We start from the raw sequence: 23,399 nt of genomic DNA on the forward strand, positions 1-23,399 counted from the left end.
ACGCTACCAAGGGATTGGAATGGTGCTTTCGGGATTCTCCTGAAAGCTTTGCGGGATACCGCCGCTATCACTTTCGATCGTGATAGTGCTATCGTTGCATTGTCCGGGAATGCCCGGAATGATGTCGCGTAAATGTATCAGTGCATTTCGTTTGTCATAATTACGATCGGGTATGCTGCTTTTGTGGTATTCGATAACCCAGTAGTATTTAGTGTGTGGTAGTTCACCACTTATTCATTGTTAACAGGTAAGCAACGTGGCACAGGCTTCGTTTTGGTGGCAGCAACTTGTCAGCCAAATACCAGACTCGTCGCTTCCAGAATTCAAAAGTAGAGCCTTCAAATGGCTTTCGGGTCGGTATTTTGGGAGTTTGGGATTCTGGTTTTTGGGTTTGAGTGCAGCGATCGCCATGCTGTTTTGGCACTGGAAGCTATGTTTGGCTACCAGTGTTGGCGTGCTGGTAATGTGGTTTGTCTATCGACTGCAAGTGTGGGACTGGCAATTGTATCGATCTTCGTTGCGCCGCATATTTGGAGGCGCTAACCGTCAATTAACCATCGCAGTCGGCACCGGCGGACTTGCTACCCTCAGCAGCTATATGGCAATCTCGATCGGATCTGATAGCAATAGTGCTTGGATCGGTGCTGGTGCTATGCTGCAAGGCTTGGGTACGCTGACAATTTTAGTATTGCTGCTTTGGCAAATATTTGGACGGCAAGTTTTGAGAGATGAAGCAAAGCTCGATCGAATGCTGGCAGAACTGACCGATACTAATCCCCTCAAACGTCTGATCGCGGTTCGGCATCTGACACGTTTGGGAACTAAATATGACAAAGGTCAGCAACAGACGATCGCAGACTATTTTCGCATCATGCTTTCTCAAGAGTCAGAAGCGACGATCCGGGATGCGGTTCTTGATGGTTTGCAAGCATTTGACAATCTTCCACAGATCGCTGGTGGCGATCGACTTTTCTCAATCCCAGCAGATCTAAACTGTTCTGCTAAGTCACGCCGCATTACCTAATCAATCATTGGTAATTGCCGATCTGCCAGCTGTGACTGGGGAGAATCCAGGAATGTTAATTTCTCGCTATCTCCCCATCTCCTTATCTCCCTTTCTCAAGCCTGTATGCAATTCGCTCCACTTTATCCCATTGCCTACCAAATTCTCAAGCCTACCTTTAACAACTGTCTTTGGGCGGGATCTGTCGAACAACCCTATGTAGCTCTTACCTTTGACGATGGCCCCCACCCACAGTGGACACCGCAACTGTTGGAAGTGTTAGATCGCTACAACATCACAGCCAGTTTCTTTTGGTTGGGTGCTTGCGTAAATCGAACACCAGATATCGCTAAGGAGGTTTATCGGCGGGGTCACTGGGTTGGTTTGCACGGTTACGATCATCGCATTTTTCCCAGTCTCTCTCCCGACTCTCTCCGATGGAGTTTGTCACAAACCCAAATCGCGATCGCCAATGCCTGCGAGTTAGATTTAGAGGATGTCTGCAAACAAGTCCGCGATGTTCGACCTCCTAACGGGATGTTTACACCCCAAACCTTGAAGTGGTTGCGTAAGTGGAACTATCGTCCCGTGATGTGGAGTGTGGTTCCGGAAGATTGGGTGCGACCTGGAGTTTCTGTTGTGGTACAGCGCGTGTTACGACAGGTTCGCAACGGTTCTCTAATTGTTTTGCACGATGGTGCTTGCGGTGGACAAGATGTCGCCGAAACGACTGCCCAAATTATTGAGCTTCTACTACAACTTGGACTGAAATTTGTTACAGTCGATCGGCTATGGCAGCAAATCTCCTACCCCCTTCGCCGGGTAAGCTAAGCAGTTTAGTCAGAGAATTGTTAATTTCTCTTCTCTACTAGCTGTCATATCAGAGATTAGTTCATTAGAATGTCAGATGAGTACTTCAGCCATTTGTCAAGTCTATCTGGACTGAAACTTATCAGTTTAACGTAAAATCTCTCCCCAATGGCTTGCGTAGGATGGATTTCCATCCAAAGTAACTACTGCCGGGATACCAGCTTTTCAGGTGCGGGTTTAACCTTCCAGTCTGCTGTCCAGGCGAGATATCCAGTTAAACCCTTCCCCACCAGACACCAAAAAACGGGAAAAATACAGTAAACCGAACTGGCTTGACAGATGGCGAACGCTACTCCTAGCTAATTTAAGGAAATCGACAAAAGATGGGTGCAGAAATTTTTCCAGCCTTAATCGCAGTTAAACAGACAATAGGAAAGCCCAACGAAGCCTATAGAATTCGATGGGTACAGTTCGTCTGAACTTTTGTTTTTTGTCAACGCAGATCGAATTATCCAGCATTTTCCAGCCTATTCCACTGCTTTGCACGATCGGCCTTTTGGCTTTGGTGCAAAAGCAGAATCTCGAATTGTTTTCCAGATTGATAGAGAAGATGAAAAAATAGCATGGATCTTATGAAAAACTGCGTGCAATTTCTGTGAGAAAGGCTACAATCGGAAAGATCTTTGCCAGACCCAACTGCAAAGTTATCGATTGCGCTTCCAGATAAGAAAATTTTTTTCGCTGGGAAGCACTGTGTTTTTCCCCCAGTCAGTAAACCATAGATATAGTATTTAAGGCTTATCCGGTGCGCTACTGGCTAGAAAATGGGGATCTCGATTCTTAACCATCTTTAGTTGTTGATTTGTTAACCCAAAGGAGCATGAGGAACGCGGCATGACCCAGGCTAACAACGTATTAGAAACCCTCGATCAGCCTATTAACGATCTTGAACTCGAATTTATATTTGAGGAAGAAGCAGGTCGAGAAGATTTTCTAGAAGAGGTTTCAACAGAAGAAGACGACGGGAAGCCTGGTAAGGTTCGCTCTACCCGTCGTCGATCTCAAGCCAAGAAAAAGCACTATACAGAAGACTCAATTCGCCTTTATTTGCAAGAAATTGGCCGAATTAGGCTCTTGCGGGCAGATGAAGAAATCGAACTGGCGCGAAAAATTGCGGATTTACTCGAATTGGAGCGGATTCGGGAAAAACTCTCCGATGACCTCGATCGAGATCCGCATGACAGCGAATGGGCCCAAGCCGTCAATATGCAGTTGCCAGCATTCCGTCATCGCCTTCATGTCGGTCGGCGGGCGAAGGATAAGATGGTACAATCTAACCTTCGTTTGGTAGTTTCGATCGCCAAAAAATATATGAATCGGGGGCTGTCTTTTCAGGATTTAATCCAAGAAGGCAGCCTCGGTTTAATTCGAGCAGCTGAAAAGTTCGATCACGAAAAAGGCTATAAGTTCTCCACCTACGCAACTTGGTGGATTCGTCAGGCGATTACGCGGGCAATCGCCGATCAATCTCGTACTATTCGCTTGCCCGTTCATCTGTACGAAACTATATCCCGGATTAAGAAAACCACTAAGTTGCTTTCTCAAGAAATGGGTCGCAAACCCACTGAAGAAGAAATCGCCACTCGTATGGAAATGACCATCGAGAAGTTGCGTTTCATCGCTAAATCAGCTCAACTACCCATTTCTCTGGAAACGCCGATCGGTAAAGAAGAAGATTCCCGACTGGGCGATTTTATTGAATCCGATGGCGAAACACCAGAAGATCAAGTTTCTAAGAATCTGCTTCGAGAAGATTTGGAAAGCGTCCTCGATACTTTGAGCCCACGCGAACGCGATGTTTTACGACTCCGCTATGGCTTGGATGACGGACGTATGAAGACTCTGGAGGAAATAGGCCAGATTTTCAACGTCACTCGCGAACGAATTCGTCAAATTGAAGCTAAGGCGCTTCGCAAATTGCGCCATCCCAACCGCAATAGCATTCTCAAAGAATATATTCGTTAGCAAAAAATTGTTGGCCGTGCGATTAGCTGTAGGAGTAATTCATGAATTACTCCTACAGCTTTGCTTTTGGCAAACAAATATAGCAACCGCTCTCGTCTGTTAGGACATTCTTAATTCCACCAAACCCTTGATTCGACGCCATTCTTCCCCGACGCCCGACGCCCGACGCCCGACGCCCTAGCTATAAAAAGCTGGGAGCCCTTTGCTTGACTCCCAGACATTTTTGATTAAATTACCGGAGAAATGAAGAACCCAAAAATTATATGAGACCTAAAAAGTGCAGCACGCCTTGGCCAGTGACAAGTTCAGTTATTAAGGCAGCGATAAAGCCAATCATGGCCAGACGACCGTTCCAATTTTCGGCTTGGGGAGTAAAACCGAACTTAACATCGTTGCGATCTTGAGCTTGCATAGTCCGAACTCCGCTAGTAACGTTTTGTTAACACCTGTAAATAAATATAACAATAACTTGGTAAAAGTGCAAGTCTCTGCATAAGGGGCGGGGGGCAGGGGAGCAGGGGAGCGGGAGATTTAAAATTTAAAATTTAAAATTTATAAAAAATTTAAAAAATTAATAAAAAAAATTAAAATATATTACCAATAAAATTTAACAATAATTTTTTTATAGTCCAAGTCTCTGCATTGGGGGCGGGGGGCCGGGGCGCAGGGGAGCGGGAGATTTCAAATTTCAAATTTCAGATTTATCAAAATTTGAAATCTGAAATCTAAAATCTGAAATTCTCTTCCCTTTCCCTTTTCCCTCTCCCTTTCCCTTATTCCCGCTCTCCTGCCCTCCTGCCCCCTGCCCATCAATTTTGTTTGACAACAATGAAGTAGCCCTTGAATAGAGGCAGGTTTCGGCTGGATTTTTTATACATTTATTGCTAAAGAAGCCAATTTTTATGGGATATTTGCAAAAATAATATTAAGCAAATTTTTTGATTAACATTTTTACACAATCATGTTAATTCTTTCAGGTTTTCAGATTTTAGCAAAAGTTGATGAAAGCGTCAATTCGATTGTGTATCGCGGGATACGAAATTGTGACAATTTACAAGTGATTCTCAAAGTCCTTAAAAAAGAATATCCAACTCAGGAGGAAATACGCAGATATAAGCACGAATATGAAATTATCAGCCATCTGAACCTAGATGGTATTGTCAGAGGTTATGACTTCCAGAAATATGAAAACACTCCCGTCATTATCTTGGAGGATTTCGGCGGAGTATCATTAAAAAAATTGATGGCAAGTAGAACATTTACTTTGGCGGAAAGTTTGCAAATAGCCATTAAAATTACCTCATGCTTAGGGGAGTTACACCAGCAGAATGTCATCCATAAAGATATTAATCCAGCCAATATCGTTTTAAACTTAGAAACGGGTATTATCAAATTAATCGATTTTGATATTTCCACAGTATTGACTAGGGAAAATCCTACGATTAAAAATCCGAATGTTTTGGAAGGAACGTTAGCTTATATATCACCAGAACAAACTGGCAGAATGAATCGATCGCTGGATTACCACACAGATTATTACTCTCTGGGTGTTACCTTTTACGAACTGCTGACAGGACAATTGCCTTGTGATGCTGAGGATGCGATCGCATTAGTACACTGTCACATTGCCAAACAGCCAGTACCTCCCTGTGAAGTGAATTCGGAAATTCCCAAACCAGTTTCGGATATAGTGATGAAACTGTTAGCCAAAACTGCCGAAGAAAGATATCAAAGCGCTTACGGATTAAAAGCAGATTTAGAAGAATGTTTGGCTCAATTAGAACGGAACGGCAAGATAAGCGAATTCGCGATCGGTAGAAAAGATATTTCTGACAAGTTTCAGATTCCGCAAAAAATATATGGCAGAGAAGAACAAATTAAGAATTTAATCGAGACATTTGAACGAGTTATTCAAGGTAGCAGCGAAATCATGCTGGTGTCTGGCTATTCCGGCATCGGGAAAACATCTTTAGTTCAGGAAATTTATAAACCGATTACCAAACGAAAAGGCTATTTTATTGCAGGGAAATTCGACCAGTTTCAGCGCAATATTCCCTACAGCGCGATCGTCAGTGCTTTCTCGGATTTAGTGCGGCAACTTTTAACTGAAAGCGAAACGCAGCTTAACGGATGGCGACAGAAGCTAAAAGCTGCCTTGGGAACAAACGGTCAAGTAATTATTAATTTAATTCCGGAAGTAGAACTGATTATCGGAAAGCAACCAACAGCGGTAAATTTGCCCCCAGCGGAAGCACAAAATCGCTTAAATTTAGTATTTCAAAACTTTATTAACGTATTTGCCAAAGTAGAACATCCGCTGGTAATTTTTATCGACGATTTACAGTGGGCAGATACCGCTAGTTTGAAATTGCTCGAACTGCTGATGGCAACGACTACAACAGGATTATTTATAATAGGCGCGTGTCGTGACAATGAAGTGAGTGCCGCTCATCCGTTGATATTAACATTAGATGAAATTCAAAAAGCCGGAACGCTGGTAAATCATATATTCCTCGAACCTTTGGACTTAGCAAACGTTAATCTGTTAATTTCAGATACGCTTCACTGCACTTTCTCTAGTTCGATTTCCTTGGCCGAGTTGGTGCTGGAACGGACGAAAGGAAATCCATTTTTTATCAATGAATTTTTGAAATCGCTTTATGGGGAAAAGCTGATAGAATTTGATTATCAACAGGGCAGTTGGCAGTGGTCTATAGAGAGGATTGCAGCGCAAGGTTTTACTGAAAATATTGTCGAACTGCTGGCAGAAAAAATTCAAAAATTGTCGCAAACTACCCAACAAGCGTTGCAACTGGCAGCTTGTATTGGCAATCAATTTGATTTGCAAACGTTGGCGATCGTCTATGAAAAATCTCTCGGAGAAACAGCAGCCGATCTGTGGGAAGCTGTTTCAGAATGTTTGGTGTTACCTGTTGGCAATGCGGGAGATGTGCAATTAACTTTTAGAGAATTTTTCCATGACCGATTACCGATTACCGATTACCTGTTATCGGTATACAAATTTGCACACGATCGCATTCAGCAAGCAGCTTATGCCCTGATTCCCGCATCCAGCAAGCAAGCTTTTCACTGGCGAATAGGGAAACTGCTGCTGGAAAATACTCCTGACTCTGAGAGAGAACAGAAAATATTCGATCTGGTCAATCAACTTAACTTCGGTGTCGAATTAATTAATGCACAGTCAGAACGAGACGAACTTGCCGAATTGAATTTCATTGCTGGCAAAAAAGCTAAGGCATCAGCGGCATATCAACCTGCCTTTGATTATCTCAAAATCGGTATAAAACTGCTTAAATCCCCGGACAAACAAACCGGATTTCTCGACTCTGAAGCTAGATCTAGTTGGCAAACACACTATAATCTGACGCTGGCGCTGTACGTGGAAACAGCAGAGGCGGCGTACCTCAGCGGTAATTTTGAGGAGGTGGACAGATTAGCTGAGGTGGTACTGCAAGAAGCACAGATGTTGCTAGACAAAGTGAAAATATATGAAGTAAAAATCCAAGCTTCGATCGCACAAAATAAGTTATTAGAAGCGGTAAAAACAGCGCTACAAGTTTTAAAATTATTGGGAGTGAGGTTGCCTGAAAAGCCGAAAAAAGTAGATATTTTGCTTGGATTGCTAGAAACCAAATTAGCTTTATTTAGAAAAAAAATTGAGGAATTAATAAAATTGCCGATAATGACCGAACCCATCAAATTAGCGGCAATGCGTATTTTGTCGAGTATAGTTACTGCCACCTATTTCGTATATCCCGAACTAATGGTGCTGATTGTATTTAAACAAGTGAATTTATCGCTTAAATATGGCAATACTTCTGACTCAGCCTATGCCTATGCAGTTTACGGTTTAATTCTCTGCGGGGTAATGAGAGACATTGATTCTGGATATAAATTTGGGCAATTAGCTTTAAATTTGGTGTCGCGATTAAATGCTAACAATATCAAACCTAGAACGTTCAATGTAATTCATGGCGCTGTCAATCATTGGAAAGAGCATCTTAATTCTTCATTAAAACCTTTACTGGAAGCTTATCAAAGCGGATTGGAAGGAGGAGATTTAGAATATGCTACATATTCGTTATGTATCTACTCGTATTATTCATATTTCCTGGGCAAGGAATTAACAAATATTGAACGGGATATAGACGCCTATAGTAAAATTATAAGTCAGTTAAAACAGGGAACAGGTCTTGATTACATTAAAATATATCACCAAACAGTTTTAAACTTATTGGGGCGTTCGGAAAATCCGTGCTGTATCGCTGGTGAATCTTATGTCGAGGAGGCTATGCTACCAATTCATCAGCAAACTAATAATCGAACCGCTATTTACTTCTTATATATAAACAAACTCAGGCTCTTTTATTTATTTGGTGAGTACGCTGAAGCTGTTAAAAATGCAGCCATCCTAGAAAAGTATTTAGACGCTGTGCTGGGACTGCCTGAAGTCCCATTATTTTATTTTTATGATTCTCTGTCCCGTCTGGCGGTGTTTCATAATTTTGACAAGCGGGAACAAAAGCGTATCCTCTCCAGAGTGACAGCCAATCAGCAAAAAATGAAGAAATGGGCGCATCATTCTCCGTTAAACTATTTGCATAAATTTTGTCTGGTAGAAGCAGAAAAGTATCGAGTTCTCGGTGAAGATGCGAAAGCAAGAGATTTGTACGATCGCGCTATTTACTTCGCCAAAGAAAACGAATTCATCAATGAAGAAGCATTGGCTAACGAACTAGCAGCCAAATTTTATTTATTGCGTAATAAAATCAAACTCGCGCAATTTTATATGCAGGAAGCTCGTTATTGCTATCTCAGATGGGGTGCAACTGCAAAGATAAATGATTTAGATAAGCGATATACTCAATTATTACATAAAAAGTCTGAAAATACTACCAATCAAACGATTGCTAACAAAACAAATTTTTCAACTACAACTGGAAACAATAGTTCGTCAGTGCTAGATTTGGCAACGGTGATGAAAGCATCGCAATCGATCGCCAGCGAAATCGTGTTAGATAAATTGCTAGCTTCTTTGATGAAAATTACGATCGAAAACGCTGGAGCAACAAATGGCTTTCTGATCTTGTCGAAAGATGGAAAGCTATTAATCGAAGCATCATTAAGCGTAGATTCGACAGAAGTGACGGTGTTACAATCTCTCCCGATCGATGTTAGTCAAAATTTACCTAAAACAGTGATTAATTATGTAGAAAGAACTTGCTCATCCGTGCTTTTAAGCGATGCAGCGCGTCAAGGATCATTCACCACAGACCCTTATATTATGTCAAATAAATTAAAATCTGTATTATGCACTCCCATCATTAATCAAGGAAAACTTATCGCTATTCTTTACTTGGAAAATAACTTAACCGACGGAGCATTTACACCAGATAGATTAGAAGTTTTAAGACTGCTTTCTTCTCAAGCAGCTATTTCGTTAGAAAATGCTCTACTTTATGCCAATCTAGAACAAAAAGTACAAGAGCGAACGCAGGAATTAAAAGCTAAAGAAGCCAGTCTTGCCGAAGCTCAAAAACTGGCACATCTCGGCAGTTGGGAGTTTAATTTGGTCACACAAGAAGCACCTTGGTCTGAAGAAATGTTCAGAATCCACCGACTTAATCCAAACCAAGGTAAACCGGATACATGGCAATATCTTCAACTCATTCATCCTGATGATAGGAGTTTTGTTGAAAAACAGGTAGAAAGAATTATTAATACAGGAGAAAGTTATGAAATTGAGTATCGGCTTTTGGGAACTGATGGTTGTGTAAGATATATTTTTGCTAAGACGCAGGCGACTTTAAATGAGTCGGGCGAAGTTATTAAGATTTTCGGCACTGTACTAGATATTACGGAACGGAAGTTAGCAGAGATAGCACTGCAAGAATCTGAGGCACAATTAAGACAAACGCTACAGGAACTTAAACGCACTCAATCTCAGCTAATTCAAACGGAAAAAATGTCGAGTTTGGGGCAGATGGTGGCAGGTATTGCTCACGAAATTAATAACCCGGTAAGCTTTATTTACAGTAATTTTACTCCAGCGTCACAATACGTTCAAGACTTGTTAAAGCTGATTCGTTTGTACCAGCAAACCTATCCCAATCCGACAGATAAGATATTAGATACTACTGAAGAAATCGACCTGGAATTCCTGGTAGAAGACTTGCAAAAACTGATGGGTTCGATGAAAAATGGGGCCGATCGCATCCGGACTATCGTCCTTAGTTTGCGGAATTTCTCGCGGTTGGATGAAGCAGATATGAAGGCGGTGGATATTCACGAAGGGATTGATAGCACTCTCTTAATTTTGCAGCATCGGCTCAAAGAAATGGCTGGGAAGTCTGAGATTAAGGTGATTAAAGAGTATGGGAAATTGCCATTGGTGACTTGTTATGCTTCTCAGATGAATCAGGTGTTTGTGAATATTTTGACTAATGCGATTGACTCTTTAAAGTCACGCTTCGCGAACGATGCACTGAAAGAGCCAAATAATAAAAATTACTCAGTCCAAAATCCGCAGATTTGCATTCGTACCGAGGTAACTGATTCTGACTATGTGAAAATTACAATAGCTGATAATGGTGCTGGTATGAGTGAGGATGTGCTTAGTAAGATATTTGACCCGTTTTTTACGACGAAACCAGTCGGAAGTGGTACTGGTTTGGGATTGTCGATTTGCTATCAAATTGTAGTAGAAAAACACGGCGGACAGCTAAGTTGTATTTCCGCACCCGGAGAGGGAGCGGAGTTTGCGATCGCACTTCCGATTAAACCGCGAAAATAGAACGATTTATCCCTCTTGCTTGTTTCTTTCCAGTTTAGCGAGGCCAGATGGCCATCTCGGTTTCTGAATCAAATAGATGAATTTTATCGGGTGCGATCGACAGCCAAAGCTCCTCGCCAAGACGCACAGGTCGATCGGGCGCAATACGCACTTGGAAGGTAGATAGGGCAGAAGTTTCCAGCAAATGAACGGAGAGAACGGTCTCGTTACCCAACGCTTCCACTAAATCTACCCGCACCTGCAAGTTTTTTGGGGCTGGTAAACTCAAGTTGAGGTGTTCCGGACGGATGCCCAAAATCAGGGGACGACGATCGTACCCTTGCAACGCTCGTTGCCAGATATCCGGTAAGGTGAGGCGGAACTGTGACTGGGGATGGGTAATCAGTAGAGGTGCTTGAAACTGTACCGGCAGAAAATTCATGGGAGGCGAGCCAATGAATTCGGCAACAAATCGGTTCGCAGGGCGGTTGTATAATTCTAAAGGATGCGCCAGTTGCTGAATTTGACCTCGATTCATCACCGCAATGCGATCGCCCATCGTCATCGCTTCCGTTTGATCGTGAGTAACGTAGATCGTTGTAGTACCCAACTGCCGCTGCAACTTCACTATTTGAGCGCGAGTTTCCGATCTGAGTTTGGCATCTAAGTTAGAAAGCGGTTCATCCATCAAAAAAACTTGCGGATTGCGAGCGATCGCTCGTCCCAATGCTACCCGCTGCCTTTGTCCTCCAGAAAGCTGTTTTGGCAGTCGATCCAGCAGAGGTTCGATTTGCAATAACTCAGCGACAACACGCACTTGCGCGTCGATCGCTTTCTCTCGCTCCGTCAGATATTTTAGTTTTTTGGGAAGCGATCGCGTCATTCCCACCAACAAATTTTCTGCCCACAACGGTAAAGAATTTTCAGTTATTTCTCCCCCACTCATCCGCCGCAGCCCAAAAGCAATATTGTCATAGACTGTCATATGGGGATAGAGAGCGTAATTTTGAAACACCATCGCGATGTCTCGTTCTTTAGGTGGCAAATCGTTCACCAAGCGATCGCCCACCCAGATATTACCGCCAGTCAACTCCTCCAAACCAGCGATCGAACGCAGCAGCGTACTTTTACCGCAACCCGATGGCCCCACCAATACCATAAATTCGCCATCTTTCACTGTTAGGTTGATGCGCCGCAAGACAGCTTGTTCCGGACTCTGTGCAGACGTGGCGTGCAACGCCTCTGGGAGAGCTAATAATTCTACCTCCTGACCGAACTTTTCTGTTTTGTCGATCGCTTTCTCACCTTTTCGACCTGAAAAGCTTTTGTAGACATTTTCTAGAACAACCTGTGCCACAGTAAATTTCCAGCCTGCGCCATAACTGTCTTTGCCAAGTACTATCTTATTATGTATCCTTCAAAATTTCAGTAAACAACTTAGTGCCAACCTGAGCGGGTATGGCGGGTGGCGACCCGGAGCTTTGAGATGAAACTAAAAATTATCGCCAGTACAGTACTGCTTACTTCTCTGTGGGTAACTGCTACAGTTAAAGCGGAAAATTCAAAACAATTTCAACGGTTATCAGAAACTTATGAATGTCAAACTTGCTATCTTACAACCAACTCATTCAAACAATTATCACAACTTGATGCGCTGATTCAATCTGGCATTCAGCAGCGCAGAGCGGGTAATTACCAACAATCGATTTCCACTCTAGAACAAGCTTTAAAACTGGCACACCAGTCTGGAAATTTAGACGGAGAATGGCAAGCTCGGACTTTTTTAGCATTAAGTTATAAACTATCGGGTAATTTGCAGAAAGCTGCCGAACTGCACGAGTATAATTTGGCATTTGTCCGCCAACACCCTAACGAACTTGCCAGCGAGCCCTTCAATCGCGAAACGGCTTCCCTAGAAGCTTTAGGCGGCATTTATTCGTCCCAAAAAAACTACGCAAAAGCAATTGAGTTACTAAAAGAAGCGCTGGCAATAGTAGAAGCGAAAGATAAGAATATCGGCAGCTTGTCCAAAGCAAAAATTTTAGAAAAGCTGGGGGTAAACTTATTTCTACTAGGTAATATCAAAGAAGCGGAAAAATTTTTATCGGCTGCTTTTGATGCTTACGAGAAGGCGCGACTGTTCCGATTGAATGCCGGAATGCCGGCCATTGGCGAATATGAATTTCAAGTAGCGCTGCTGCGTTGGCAGCAACAAGTTTTTGTAGCGCAAAACCGCACAGAAGAAGCATTAGAATTAGCAGAACGCGGACGTTCTCACGCTTTTGCTGGCTTATTGGCGAGTCGGTTAGTTAACGATCCGAAATTACAGGTTAATGTTGATTCACCTAACCTCGATCGCATCAAACAAATTGCCAAAGCGCAGAATTCTACTTTGGTTGAATATACAGTCACTTATGAGTACGACCCCGACTTACCTTTACAGTTTAGCAATTACAAAGATATCCGGGCTACAGGCTTATTAATTTGGGCGATCGAACCTACAGGTAAAATTACATTTCGACAGGTAAAGCTAGATCGAAATAATGCTTTGTTAGCAGATTTAGTGCAAAATGCTCGCGAGTCGATCGGTGTTAGAGGTCGGGGTGTTGCAGTGACTGCCACAGCAGCGCCAGATAATCCCTCCTTCGTTAACCCAAAATTAAAACAACTGTATCAAACTTTAATCGAACCAATTGCAGATATCTTACCAAAAAATCCGAGCGATCGCATTACCTTTATTCCGCAAGACTTACTGTTTTTAGTTCCTTTTGTCGCACTTCAAGATAATGCCGGGAAATATTTAATTGAAAAACACACAATTCTCACAGCGCCATCAATTCAAATTTTAGATTTAACCCACCAGCAGCAGCAACGCATCCAAGATGCAAAAGGTGTATTAGTTGTGGGAAATCCCACAATGCCCAGTTTAGCACCCGCAGGGCGTCCACCCGAACAATTACCCAGTTTACCCGGAGCGGAACGAGAAGCAAAAGCGATCGCACAACTGTTTAATTCCCAAGCTATCATCGGTAACAGCGCAAGTAAATTAGCTGTAGAACAGCGGATGTCACAAGCGCGAATAATTCACTTAGCAACTCACGGCATTTTAGATGATGAAGCAGGTGTCTTCAGTTCGCTTGCTTTAGCTCCATCCACCGGCGATAATGGTTTTCTCACAGCGCGAGAAATCATTGCTCTCAAGCTAAATGCCGAACTCGTTGTTTTGAGTGCCTGCGACACAGGAAAAGGCAAAATTACTGGCGATGGTGTAGTCGGACTTTCCCGTTCTTTTATCAGTGCAGGCATACCCAGCGTCATAGTTTCCTTGTGGTCTATACCCGATAGTCCTACCGCTGAATTGATGATGACATTTTATCAAAATCTCAGAAACGGTTTGGATAAAGCGCAAGCACTGCGAAGTGCAATGCTTCAAACTATGAAACAATTTCCCAAACCAAAAGATTGGGCAGCATTTACTTTAATTGGCGAAGCTGATTCATCTAAAACGCTTGCCACAATCATGGGCGATAGTTCTTCCAGTAGCAGCAATACTACACAGGCAACTGTATCGCGTTATACCGTGTTTCCTTTGCCTGACAATATCAAGAACTACACTGAGTTTCCTTCTAGCCTTATCCAAGGCGAAGTAGATGTATTTTTTAGCAGCAATCTCAGTATTGAAGAACTGATTAAATTTTATCGGCAAGCTTTTACGCAAAAAGGGCTGACAGAGCGATCGACTTTGACTAGAATCGAAGCAAATAACTTTCAGCTAGTTTTCGACGGTTCGCCCAACGGTCATCCAATTACAATTCAAGGTAGTAGTGCGGCAACTGATTATCGTACTGTTAGCATCCGTTTCGAGCGTAATTAAATAGTAGGGCGGGCACTGCCCACCTACAGCAAATAATTTTTTTAATTTTTAATCGATTGAGGAGCTTTTTTATGACTGCTATAATGTCAAATGTGAGTCAAACCGAGGCGCAAACCCCAGAGCGCGAAATTATCGATGTAACCGAAACGAATTGCTGCATTGTTGGTGGTGGCCCCGCAGGAGTTGTGTTATCGCTTCTGTTGGCGCGTCAAGGTATTTCGGTAATGTTGCTGGAAACGCACAAAGATTTCGATCGCGACTTTCGTGGCGATACAGTTCATCCATCAACAATGGAAATTATGGACGAACTCGGTTTGGCAGAACGCTTACTGCAATTGCCGCACAATAAAATTCGCACGCTAGGTGTTACTACCGCAAACGGTTCAGTCCAACTCGCTAAATTCGATCGCCTCAAAACGAACTATCCTTTCATCACGATGATGCCGCAAGTGAAGTTTCTGGAATTCATCGTCGAAGCAGCGAAACAATATCCCAACTTTCAGTTAATTTTGGGTGCGAACGTACAAGAATTAATCGCAGAAAACGGCATAATTAAAGGTGTGCGATATCGCGGACACGGCGGTTGGCACGAAGTCAGAGCAAAACTGACAGTCGGTGCAGACGGTCGTCATTCTCGCCTTCGACAACTAGCTGGTTTTGAAGCAGTAGGAACTTCGCCGCCGATGGATGTTTTGTGGTTTCGTTTACCGCGTTCTTCACAAGACGCCGAAGGCGGATTGGGTCGCATCGGTAAAAATCATATCCTAGTAATGCTGGATCGCGGCGACGAATGGCAGATAGCTTTTGTTATTCCCAAAGGCGGTTATCAACAAATTCGCGCCGATGGAATAGAAGCGCTGAGAAAAAGTATTGTTGATGTTGTTCCGGAGTTGGGAGATAGGATCGAACTTCTCAAAGATTTCTCTCAAATAGCCTTTCTCTCCGTCGAATCCAGTCGCATTAAGCGTTGGCATCTTCCCGGATTGCTTTTAATTGGGGATGCTGCACACGTCATGTCTCCAGTGGGAGGAGTTGGGATTAACTACGCGGTTCAAGATGCTGTCGTGGCGGCAAATAACTTGATCGAACCCCTCAAAAGCAATAGTTTGCACGAGTGGGATCTCGCCCAAGTACAGCGTCAGCGCGAATTGCCAACGCGAGTTATTCAAGCATTTCAATCTTTAATTCAGCAGCAAATTTTTGCTCGCATTCTTAACTCGAATGACTCTAATTTTTCATTTACACTGCCTGCTTTTCTCCGTTTGCCAATTCTGCGCGATATCCCAGCGCGGTTGATCGCTTTTGGGATTTGGCCGGTTCATGTGAAAACTTAATTATCGATCGATTAGAAGTTGGCGTTGCTGACCCGCTTGATTTGCTTGCCAAACTTTCCCACTTGTGACATCTAAACAAGTTAACCAACCGTTTCCTTCAGGCCAAGTATCGATACAAATAGCATGACCTAAATTGAGCGGGATTCCGCTTTCTTGTGTATCGTGACCGTGAATCATTGTTTTGCCGGAAAAGTGGGGTAACGGTCGATCGCTCGGCCCCCAAAACAGTACAAATTCCGGTTGTTCCGCTAACGGTAAATCTGGTTCGGCATCTGCGTGTACGAAAAAATGCTTATCCGTTTCGTACCAATTTATACACTGATTTTCGAGAAAATCCCAATGACTTTGCGGGATATCCTGCAAACTTCCGCCATTCCCAGATACCGCATAAGAAGCAAGCGTTGCCTTACCGCCCCAGGAAAGCCACGCCAATAGCTTCCCATCTGCACGAGAATTGAGCATTATTTGCTCGTGATTGCCGCGTAAAGGTATAAGTTGCCCGGTAGCGTGCAAAGCGATGAGGCGATCGATAACGCCCTTAGTATCGGGGCCGCGATCTACGTAGTCGCCTAGAGTAATAATTTTATCTTCTGGCTGCGGCGCTACGGCAGCGAGGAGGGAATCGAGAGCGATCGAACAACCGTGAATATCGCCAATAGCAAGGATACGCATAATCGATTTTGAATTTTAGATTTTAGATTTTAGATTTTAGATTGAATTAAAATCTAAAATCTAAAATCTGAAAATGGAAATTAGCCAATTAGCAAATTAATGACTTTTTCCTCAGCTTTGAGAGCAATGAGACGATCGCCCATGCCATCTTTACCCCAGAACTTCACTTTATCTACAGCTAATTTCAGGGTGCGCTGCGTATTTGTCATTAATATCGCCTCAGATGAAGCGTCAACGACTACTATCCCCGCCAAAGCATCCGACTTAGTGGTGAACTGAAACACCTGAGTACCGATATTACCCAACTGAGCCAGCGGCATAGCACTTATGGGTAAACGTTTGACATACCCTAGCTGAGTAACGAGTAACAGGCTGTCATTCGGCAACAGAATACAAGCGCCAACAACTTGCTCGGAACGCAGCAACCGCAAGGCTTGTAGCCCCTGAGTGCTGCGACTTGTTATTGGTAGTTGCTCGTCATTTACCCTTAAGCGCAGCAAACGTCCGCCGCTAGTCGCCATGACGACATCTCCCTTAGAAGCGATCGTATGAACAGATAATAGTCGATCGTCATCTTTCAACTTCAACAGCGTTGCACCGCGACGAGTTAGGTTAGCAAGTTCTGCAAGCGCCACTCGTTTGATGCGCCCTTGCTGCGTACACAGCACCAAACTAGCCGTTTCCAAATTATCCGGCAAGACAAACTGCCCTACTAACATTTCCGGCGTTTCCTTCGCACCGGGTAACAAAGTGCAAAGAGGAGTCCCCTTATTTCCCCCTGATGTAGGCGGAATGTCGCCCACATTGACTGGATAAGCTTTGCCGCTAGCAGTTACTACCACTAAATCTGTTTGAGTGGTAGCTGGCTGAGTATTGACAACAAAATCATCTTGTGACTTCAAAGACGAAGATTTATTGCCATTTTTTGACAACCGTCGCACATAACCTTTATAGGTGAATTCGAGAGTCACCTCTTCTGGCGGTGGGGGTGTGAAAAGTGTGGGTTGTTGTATTTCTGGTTGATGCTTCGACTTTTCCTTCTTCTGCTCCCCCGCTCCCCTGCCCCTCTGCTCCCCGGCTCCTGCGCTTCTGGGCTGTTCTGCGGCTGCTGGCATTGCTTGAATGCGAGTGCGACGGGGGTCGCCGTACTTGCGTTTGAGCGTTCGCAGGTCTTTTTTGAGAGCTTTGAGAAATTCGTGCCGATCGCTCAACAACCGCTCCAGTTGAGCTATTCTCTCTCTGAGTTCGTCAAACTCTGTCTGTAACTGCTGCCTTTCCAAACCGGTCAGGCGTCGCAAGGGCATTGAGAGGATCGCATCGGATTGGCGATCGCTAAAATTAAATTGGCTTTGCAAACTCAACTTCGCCGTAGTGCCATCTGGCGCATTTCTGAGAATTTGGATTACCGCATCTAAGTTTGAGAGCGCACTTAATAAGCCTTCTACCAGATGAAGACGTCTTAAGGATTGTTGGAGCTCGTGGTTATATTGTCTGGTCAGAGTTTGTTCGCGGAAGCGCAAGAACTCCTGCAACATTTGCCGCAAAGTTAGCTGGCGGGGTTGTCCTTCTACCAGCGCTAACAAGATAGCGCCGAAATTGCTACAGAGAGCAGTTTGCTTGTAGAGCTGGTCTAAAACCTCTTGGGCTTTAGCGTCACGTTTGATTTCCACAACTACGCGCATACCTTCGCGATCGCTCTCATCCCGAAGATCGGCAATACCTTCAATTTTCCCTTGGTTGACCAATTCTGCTACCTTTTCGATCCAAGATGCCTTATTCACCTGGAAAGGTAACTCCGTCACTACGATCGCCGTCCGATTTTGAGCTTTAGATTTAGAAGAAGATGTGCGACGGGCGATCTCCTCAATTTTGGCAATTCCCCGCACGGCGATACTGCCCTTACTCGTAGTGTAAGCTTCCCGAATACCCTCCGTTCCCACAATTTCCCCTCCTGTGGGAAAATCAGGCCCCGGAATCAATTCCAGCAACTTATCTTCTGACAAGTCGGGATGATCGATTAAAGCAATTAAACCATCCACCACTTCCCCTAAATTGTGCGGCGGTACGTTGGTGGCCATTCCCACTGCAATTCCAGCACAACCGTTTAGCAATAAAATCGGCAGCTGAGCCGGCAAAACCACCGGCTCTTCTTGGGAGTTATCAAAATTGGGGATAAAATCAACTGTTGCCTCGCCAATTTCGCTCAATAGCGCTTCATGGCTTATGGGAGCGAGGCGCGTTTCGGTGTAACGCATTGCTGCCGGTGGGTCGTTATCCACCGAACCGAAATTGCCGTGTCCGGCGAGTAAAGGATAGCGACAGGAGAAATCCTGTACCATCCGCACCAGAGCGTCATAAACCGCCTGGTCACCGTGGGGGTGATATTTACCCAGCACGTCCCCTACCACGCGGGCGCATTTGCGGTACGGGCGGTCTGGCACCAACCCCAATTCGTGCATTGCATATAATATGCGACGATGAACGGGCTTTAAGCCATCGCGGACATCGGGTAACGCCCGCCCGACTATGACACTCATGGCATATTCAAGATAAGACCGTTGCATCTCGGCGTGCAGGGCAGTGGTAATCACCTGTCCTGTGGAGAGAAGGTTCAGTTGTTTTGCCATGAGTCCGGGTTCCTTATGAGTATAAAGAGGGAGAGGGAAGAGGGAGAGGGAAAGAGGGAGAGGGAGTGGGGGAGTGGGGGAGTGGGGGAGCGGGAGAGTGGGAGAGCGGGGGAGTGGAAAAATTAATCTTTCCTTCTTCCCTTTTCCCGACGCCCGACGCCCGACGCCCGACGCCCTATCCTTTTCCCTTTCCTCTTTTCACAGTAGTATCAAACGGCAGGAGCCTAGACTGCCTTATTTTGAATCAAGCGAGCTGGAAAAAACCATGAAAACCGTTCTGATTGTGGAAGACGACCCGATTAATTTGCGCGTTTTCTCTAAGATTCTCACCAAGCGAGGTGGCTTGGAGGTTAAGGGTACTGAGGATGTCGAAGAGGTGATGCAGATTGCCCAGTCTGGAAAGGCTGACATCATTTTGATGGATGTTTCCCTGCAACACAGCGTTTACCAGGGTAAGGCAGTTGATGGCATCAAGATCGCCCAGATGCTCAAGTCTGACCCCCAAACTGCCAATCTTCCCATTATCCTGGTTACGGCTCACGCGATGGAGGGCGATCGCGAAAACTTTCTCAAGCAAAGTGGTGCTGACGGCTACATCTCCAAACCAGTTGTCGATCATCAACAATTTGTGGATCAGATTATGGCACTCCTGCCAAAAGATTAAAAACATAAATACATCCCATCTGCTGTTCTCAGGAGCCTGTTTCAGCTACAGCACAAGAAGTGCTGGCTTGTCGTTTTGACGCTTTGAGCCATTGCTGCCAGGTTTCCTGAGCCAGGTGTAATCGATCGTATTTTTCGATGCCTGGATACTTTTGATGTAAGTATGCAAGGATTTTGCTACTTGAGATTTCGGAATAGACCTGTGATTCCAAGGCTCTAAATTCTATTTTTAGCTAAAATTAGATACCAACTGAGGATTTTCACCCATCCTAACGCCAATTAAGTACATATGTACCACTTTATTGGCGATCTCAGCAAATTGGCTGAGGATGTCGGTAAGCGGAACAGGTTGAAACCAGACCAAAAAAGTCTAATCTAAGACCAGTGACAAAGCTTTGCTCAATCCAGGGAATACTTGAGTCCACCAGGGAATAATAAGATCGTTAGTCAGCCCCGATCGAACTAGCGTATGAAACCTACTCAGCCTCATAGCGTTTGTGCCCACTGCGAAAACTTACCCACCAAAATTGAGGGAACGGGCAGATTATATCTGTGGTTTCCTTCGGGTCATAGTGTGACAAAAGTCCTTTATTACCTGCGTAAAGCCGAGCTGGACTACGAACTCAAGGAGGAGGGGCAGTGTCTTGCCATTGAGTTGGAAGAAATCCAAACAGAAACTTGTGTTAATACGTTAGCTGGGATTTTGACGCACAATGAGTTGAAAAACACGCGGGCATTGTTCATGGCGCACGGAAAAGCCCCGGAACTTCGCGATTGCGCTCGCACAACTTCCTTGGCTCGTCTCACTCGCCTTAACCAGTCGGGTTGGCTGCTCGACTTGCTAGCAGCCGATCGAGTTACCTGTCAATTTCAGCCGATAGTCTTTGCTCAAGACACCTCGAAGATTTTCGGTCACGAAGCCTTACTCCGTGGCATCGCTCCCAATGGTAGCTTTATTCCCCCCGGCCCAATGTTCTCATCAGCAACAGAAGCAGGCATCTTAGTTCAGCTCGATCTCATCGCTCGGCGCACGGCAATTCGCGAGACTAAGCGACACCAAATCAAAGAACACATTTTTATTAACTTTTCTCCCACATCGATTTACGATCCTACTTCCTGCTTACGCTCCACAATGCAAGCTATCGATGAAGCCGGCATTTCTCACGAACAGATCGTTTTCGAGGTTGTTGAGTCTCATCAGCCTCAAGATACCGAACATCTCAAAGCGATTCTCAACATCTACCGAGAAGCTGGTTTTTGTATGGCGTTGGATGATTTTGGTGCAGGGGGTTCCAATCTCAACTTGCTGCACCAACTGCGTCCCGATTTTATTAAACTTGATATGAACCTGATTCGCAATGTGCAAGCAGACTCTTATAAGGCATTTGTTACTGAGAAAATACTAGAGCTCGCCAGTCACTTAAATATTCAAACGATCGCTGAAGGCATCGAATCGCTTGAAGAACTGGATTGGGTCAGACAGCGAGGTGCAACTTTTGTTCAGGGTTATCTGATTAGCCAACCGACGACTTTTCCGCCGATCGCTCCACCTCAAATTACAACAAGCTCCCTGGCATTTGGGTAAGTCAGACCCAAGCTATACCAAAGTTAAAGGTTAGGAGTAGGAGGAAAGAATTCTTGCTCCTAAAAATCTTTATTTATAACGAAGGATAAGCGATCGCTTATGTTTAAATGGCTGTTTAATAAATTTAAATATCTACAAGTTGAGCAGAATTTAAAACGCCAAAATCAATCTCTACAATTGCTGGAAGCTATCACACTTAAAATTTGTCAATCGTTGAACTTGGAAGATATTCTCCAGACTGCGGTGACGGAGGTACGTCAATTTTTAAGGTGCGATCGTTTGTTAGTCTATCGATTGTGGCTAGATGGGACTGGCAGTGCCGTGGCAGAGTCTGTCGATCCTAAATATCTGCCGATTTTAGGAAAAACATTTCCATCTGAAGTTTTTCCAGTGGAAATTCATCAGCAGTACTGCCAGGGACACATTAAAGCTATTGGAGACATCAAAAAAGCTTCGATATCGAAATGCCTAATCGAATTTCTCCAACAGTTTAACGTCAAGCGCATTGTCGGTTCTTTAAGTGACATAACTGGCCGCAAGCAAGCAGAACACCAGTTACATTTGCTCGAATCGGTCGTCGTGAACGGTAATGATGCTGTTGTGATTACTGAAGCTGAGCCGATTAACGAACCCGGGCCTCGAATTTTATCAAAAAGTTGGGTTTAAAACCCCGTCCTTCCAGGACGGCTTTCTTGCCATTGCGTAGAATATTAAGAATTCTTACATCCAAGTATCGTATTTGTATGACAAAGTTAACCTTAAACATAAGGTTAAGGAGGTCGATAAACCATGTTCGTTTTTGAGTTTAAATGCTTGGGAAAACCAGCACAATACACAGCGATTGATGAGGCCGTTCGCACGTCTCAATTCATCAGGAATAAATGCCTGAGATATTGGATAGATAACAAAGGTGTTGGTGGCTACGACCTCAACAAATATACCGCTAGGCTAGCCAAGGAATTCCCATTTGCAAATAAACTCAACTCGACAGCTAGGCAGGCTTCAGCCGAACGTTGCTGGAGTGCTATAGCTAAATTCTTCGAGAACTGCAAGAAAAAAGTACCCGGCAAGAAAGGATTCCCTAAGTTCAAGAAGAATCAGCGTTCAGTAGAGTATAAAAAATCTGGGTGGGCGCTTTCCGAAGATAGGAAGAAAATCACCTTCACCGACCAAAATAAAATCGGCACGCTTAAATTGAGCGGAACTCGCAATTTGCACTTTTATCAATTAGAGCAAATTCAGAGGGTTAGGTTAATTAAGCGTGCCGATGGCTTTTATTGCCAGTTTTGTATCTCCAGTGATTTAGCTAAGGAAGATATTAAGCCAACTGGTAAATGTATCGGTATTGATGTGGGATTAAACCATTTTTACACCGATAGTAATGGTGAAAAAGTAGGTAATCCCAGACATCTAAGAAAATCGGAGAAAGCACTGAAGCGTTTACAGCGTCGAGTTTCCAAAAAGGTTAAAGGCTCTAAAAACAGAAGAAAAGCTATTAACCGATTGGGGAGAAAACACCTGAAAGTATCTCGTCAGCGTAAAGACTTTGCAGTGAAATTGGCAAGGTGCGTAGTAAAATCTAACGATTTTGTGGCGTTTGAGGACTTGAAGGTGCGGAACATGGTAAAGAATCATCGCCTAGCCAAATCAATTAATGATGCTGGATGGTATTTGTTTCGGGAGTGGTTAAAGTATTTTGCCATTAAGTTCGGCAAGGTTGCAGTTCCCGTTGCACCTCATTACACATCCCAGGAATGTTCTAATTGCGGTAATAAAGTAAAAAAATCCCTATCGGTACGAACTCACATTTGTAAATGTGGGGCTACACTGGACAGGGATGAAAATGCCGCAATTAATATTCTGGTGAAGGCATTAAAAATGATGGGAAATATTTCCAATACCGTAGGGCATACGGAAATCAACGCTTGTGGAGAGATGACCCTCTACTTAAGTCTGGAAACGGTGCTTAAGCAAGGTTGCTCTAGGATGCAAGAATCCCCATCCCTTTAGGGT

14 protein-coding genes and 1 pseudogene are annotated in these 23,399 nt (G+C 44.1%); 11 read left to right on the top strand and 4 right to left on the bottom strand.

All coding sequences use genetic code 11. From position 1 onward, the window contains the following. The 4 genes and pseudogenes from ACE1CD_RS35345 to rpoD form a co-directional block, all read left to right on the top strand. Positions 1 to 132, top strand: a pseudogene (locus tag ACE1CD_RS35345) (RNA-guided endonuclease TnpB family protein); the annotation flags it as partial. Between the two features lie 124 nt (positions 133 to 256). Then, positions 257 to 1,024, top strand: a complete 768-nt coding sequence (locus ACE1CD_RS35350; protein WP_374827769.1) for a hypothetical protein — start codon at positions 257 to 259, stop codon at positions 1,022 to 1,024. Positions 1,025 to 1,129: 105 nt separating this feature from the next. Further along, positions 1,130 to 1,834 (top strand): polysaccharide deacetylase family protein, encoded by a 705-nt coding sequence (locus tag ACE1CD_RS35355; protein WP_374799324.1) that lies wholly within the window; start codon positions 1,130 to 1,132, stop codon positions 1,832 to 1,834. An 873-nt stretch (positions 1,835 to 2,707) separates the two neighbouring features. After that, positions 2,708 to 3,838: an RNA polymerase sigma factor RpoD gene (rpoD, locus tag ACE1CD_RS35360; protein ID WP_374799322.1), complete on the top strand. Its 1,131-nt coding sequence runs from the start codon at positions 2,708 to 2,710 to the stop codon at positions 3,836 to 3,838. Between the two features lie 259 nt (positions 3,839 to 4,097). On the opposite strand, the gene ACE1CD_RS35365 is transcribed toward rpoD, so the two are convergent. Continuing rightward, positions 4,098 to 4,250, bottom strand: coding sequence for a chlorophyll a/b-binding protein (locus ACE1CD_RS35365; RefSeq protein ID WP_374799320.1), 153 nt, complete (start codon positions 4,248 to 4,250; stop codon positions 4,098 to 4,100). A 549-nt stretch (positions 4,251 to 4,799) separates the two neighbouring features. Here ACE1CD_RS35365 and ACE1CD_RS35370 point away from each other — a divergent pair. Further along, positions 4,800 to 10,652 (top strand): AAA family ATPase, encoded by a 5,853-nt coding sequence (locus ACE1CD_RS35370; protein ID WP_374827770.1) that lies wholly within the window; start codon positions 4,800 to 4,802, stop codon positions 10,650 to 10,652. A 34-nt stretch (positions 10,653 to 10,686) separates the two neighbouring features. Here ACE1CD_RS35370 and ACE1CD_RS35375 read toward each other — a convergent pair whose 3' ends face one another. Next, positions 10,687 to 11,988: an ABC transporter ATP-binding protein gene (locus ACE1CD_RS35375; protein WP_374827771.1), complete on the bottom strand. Its 1,302-nt coding sequence runs from the start codon at positions 11,986 to 11,988 to the stop codon at positions 10,687 to 10,689. 129 nt (positions 11,989 to 12,117) lie between these two features. On the opposite strand from ACE1CD_RS35375, the gene ACE1CD_RS35380 reads away from it, so the two are divergent. Together ACE1CD_RS35380 and ACE1CD_RS35385 are read left to right on the top strand one after the other, a co-directional pair. Beyond that, positions 12,118 to 14,505: a CHAT domain-containing protein gene (locus tag ACE1CD_RS35380; protein WP_374827772.1), complete on the top strand. Its 2,388-nt coding sequence runs from the start codon at positions 12,118 to 12,120 to the stop codon at positions 14,503 to 14,505. Between the two features lie 71 nt (positions 14,506 to 14,576). Then, the gene (locus ACE1CD_RS35385; RefSeq protein ID WP_374827773.1) at positions 14,577 to 15,839 is read left to right on the top strand and encodes an FAD-dependent oxidoreductase; all 1,263 of its coding nucleotides are present in this window, start codon (positions 14,577 to 14,579) and stop codon (positions 15,837 to 15,839) included. On the opposite strand, the gene ACE1CD_RS35390 is transcribed toward ACE1CD_RS35385, so the two are convergent. Together ACE1CD_RS35390 and ACE1CD_RS35395 are read right to left on the bottom strand one after the other, a co-directional pair. Next, entirely contained in the window at positions 15,840 to 16,511 is a 672-nt protein-coding gene (locus ACE1CD_RS35390) for a metallophosphoesterase family protein (RefSeq protein ID WP_374827774.1), read from the bottom strand. A gap of 80 nt (positions 16,512 to 16,591) precedes the next feature. Further along, complete coding sequence (locus ACE1CD_RS35395) at positions 16,592 to 19,138, bottom strand: DNA topoisomerase (ATP-hydrolyzing) subunit A (protein ID WP_374799306.1); 2,547 nt, start codon at positions 19,136 to 19,138, stop codon at positions 16,592 to 16,594. 265 nt (positions 19,139 to 19,403) lie between these two features. Here ACE1CD_RS35395 and ACE1CD_RS35400 point away from each other — a divergent pair, with 265 nt between their 5' ends. The 4 genes from ACE1CD_RS35400 (at position 19,404) to ACE1CD_RS35415 (ending at position 23,396) form a co-directional block, all read left to right on the top strand. Continuing rightward, on the top strand, positions 19,404 to 19,802 hold the full coding sequence (locus tag ACE1CD_RS35400) for a response regulator (RefSeq protein WP_374799304.1): 399 nt from the start codon (positions 19,404 to 19,406) through the stop codon (positions 19,800 to 19,802). A gap of 468 nt (positions 19,803 to 20,270) precedes the next feature. Next, complete coding sequence (locus ACE1CD_RS35405) at positions 20,271 to 21,386, top strand: EAL domain-containing protein (RefSeq protein ID WP_374827775.1); 1,116 nt, start codon at positions 20,271 to 20,273, stop codon at positions 21,384 to 21,386. 99 nt (positions 21,387 to 21,485) lie between these two features. Beyond that, positions 21,486 to 22,052 carry a hypothetical protein gene (locus ACE1CD_RS35410; protein WP_374827776.1) on the top strand — a complete coding sequence of 189 codons (567 nt, stop codon included), beginning with the start codon at positions 21,486 to 21,488 and terminating at the stop codon, positions 22,050 to 22,052. Positions 22,053 to 22,175: 123 nt separating this feature from the next. Then, positions 22,176 to 23,396, top strand: a complete 1,221-nt coding sequence (locus ACE1CD_RS35415) for an RNA-guided endonuclease InsQ/TnpB family protein (RefSeq protein WP_374827777.1) — start codon at positions 22,176 to 22,178, stop codon at positions 23,394 to 23,396. Positions 23,397 to 23,399: the final 3 nt, after the last annotated feature.

The sequence above is a fragment of the Aerosakkonema sp. BLCC-F183 genome (genome assembly GCF_041929145.1).
GTDB lineage: Bacteria > Cyanobacteriota > Cyanobacteriia > Cyanobacteriales > Aerosakkonemataceae > Aerosakkonema.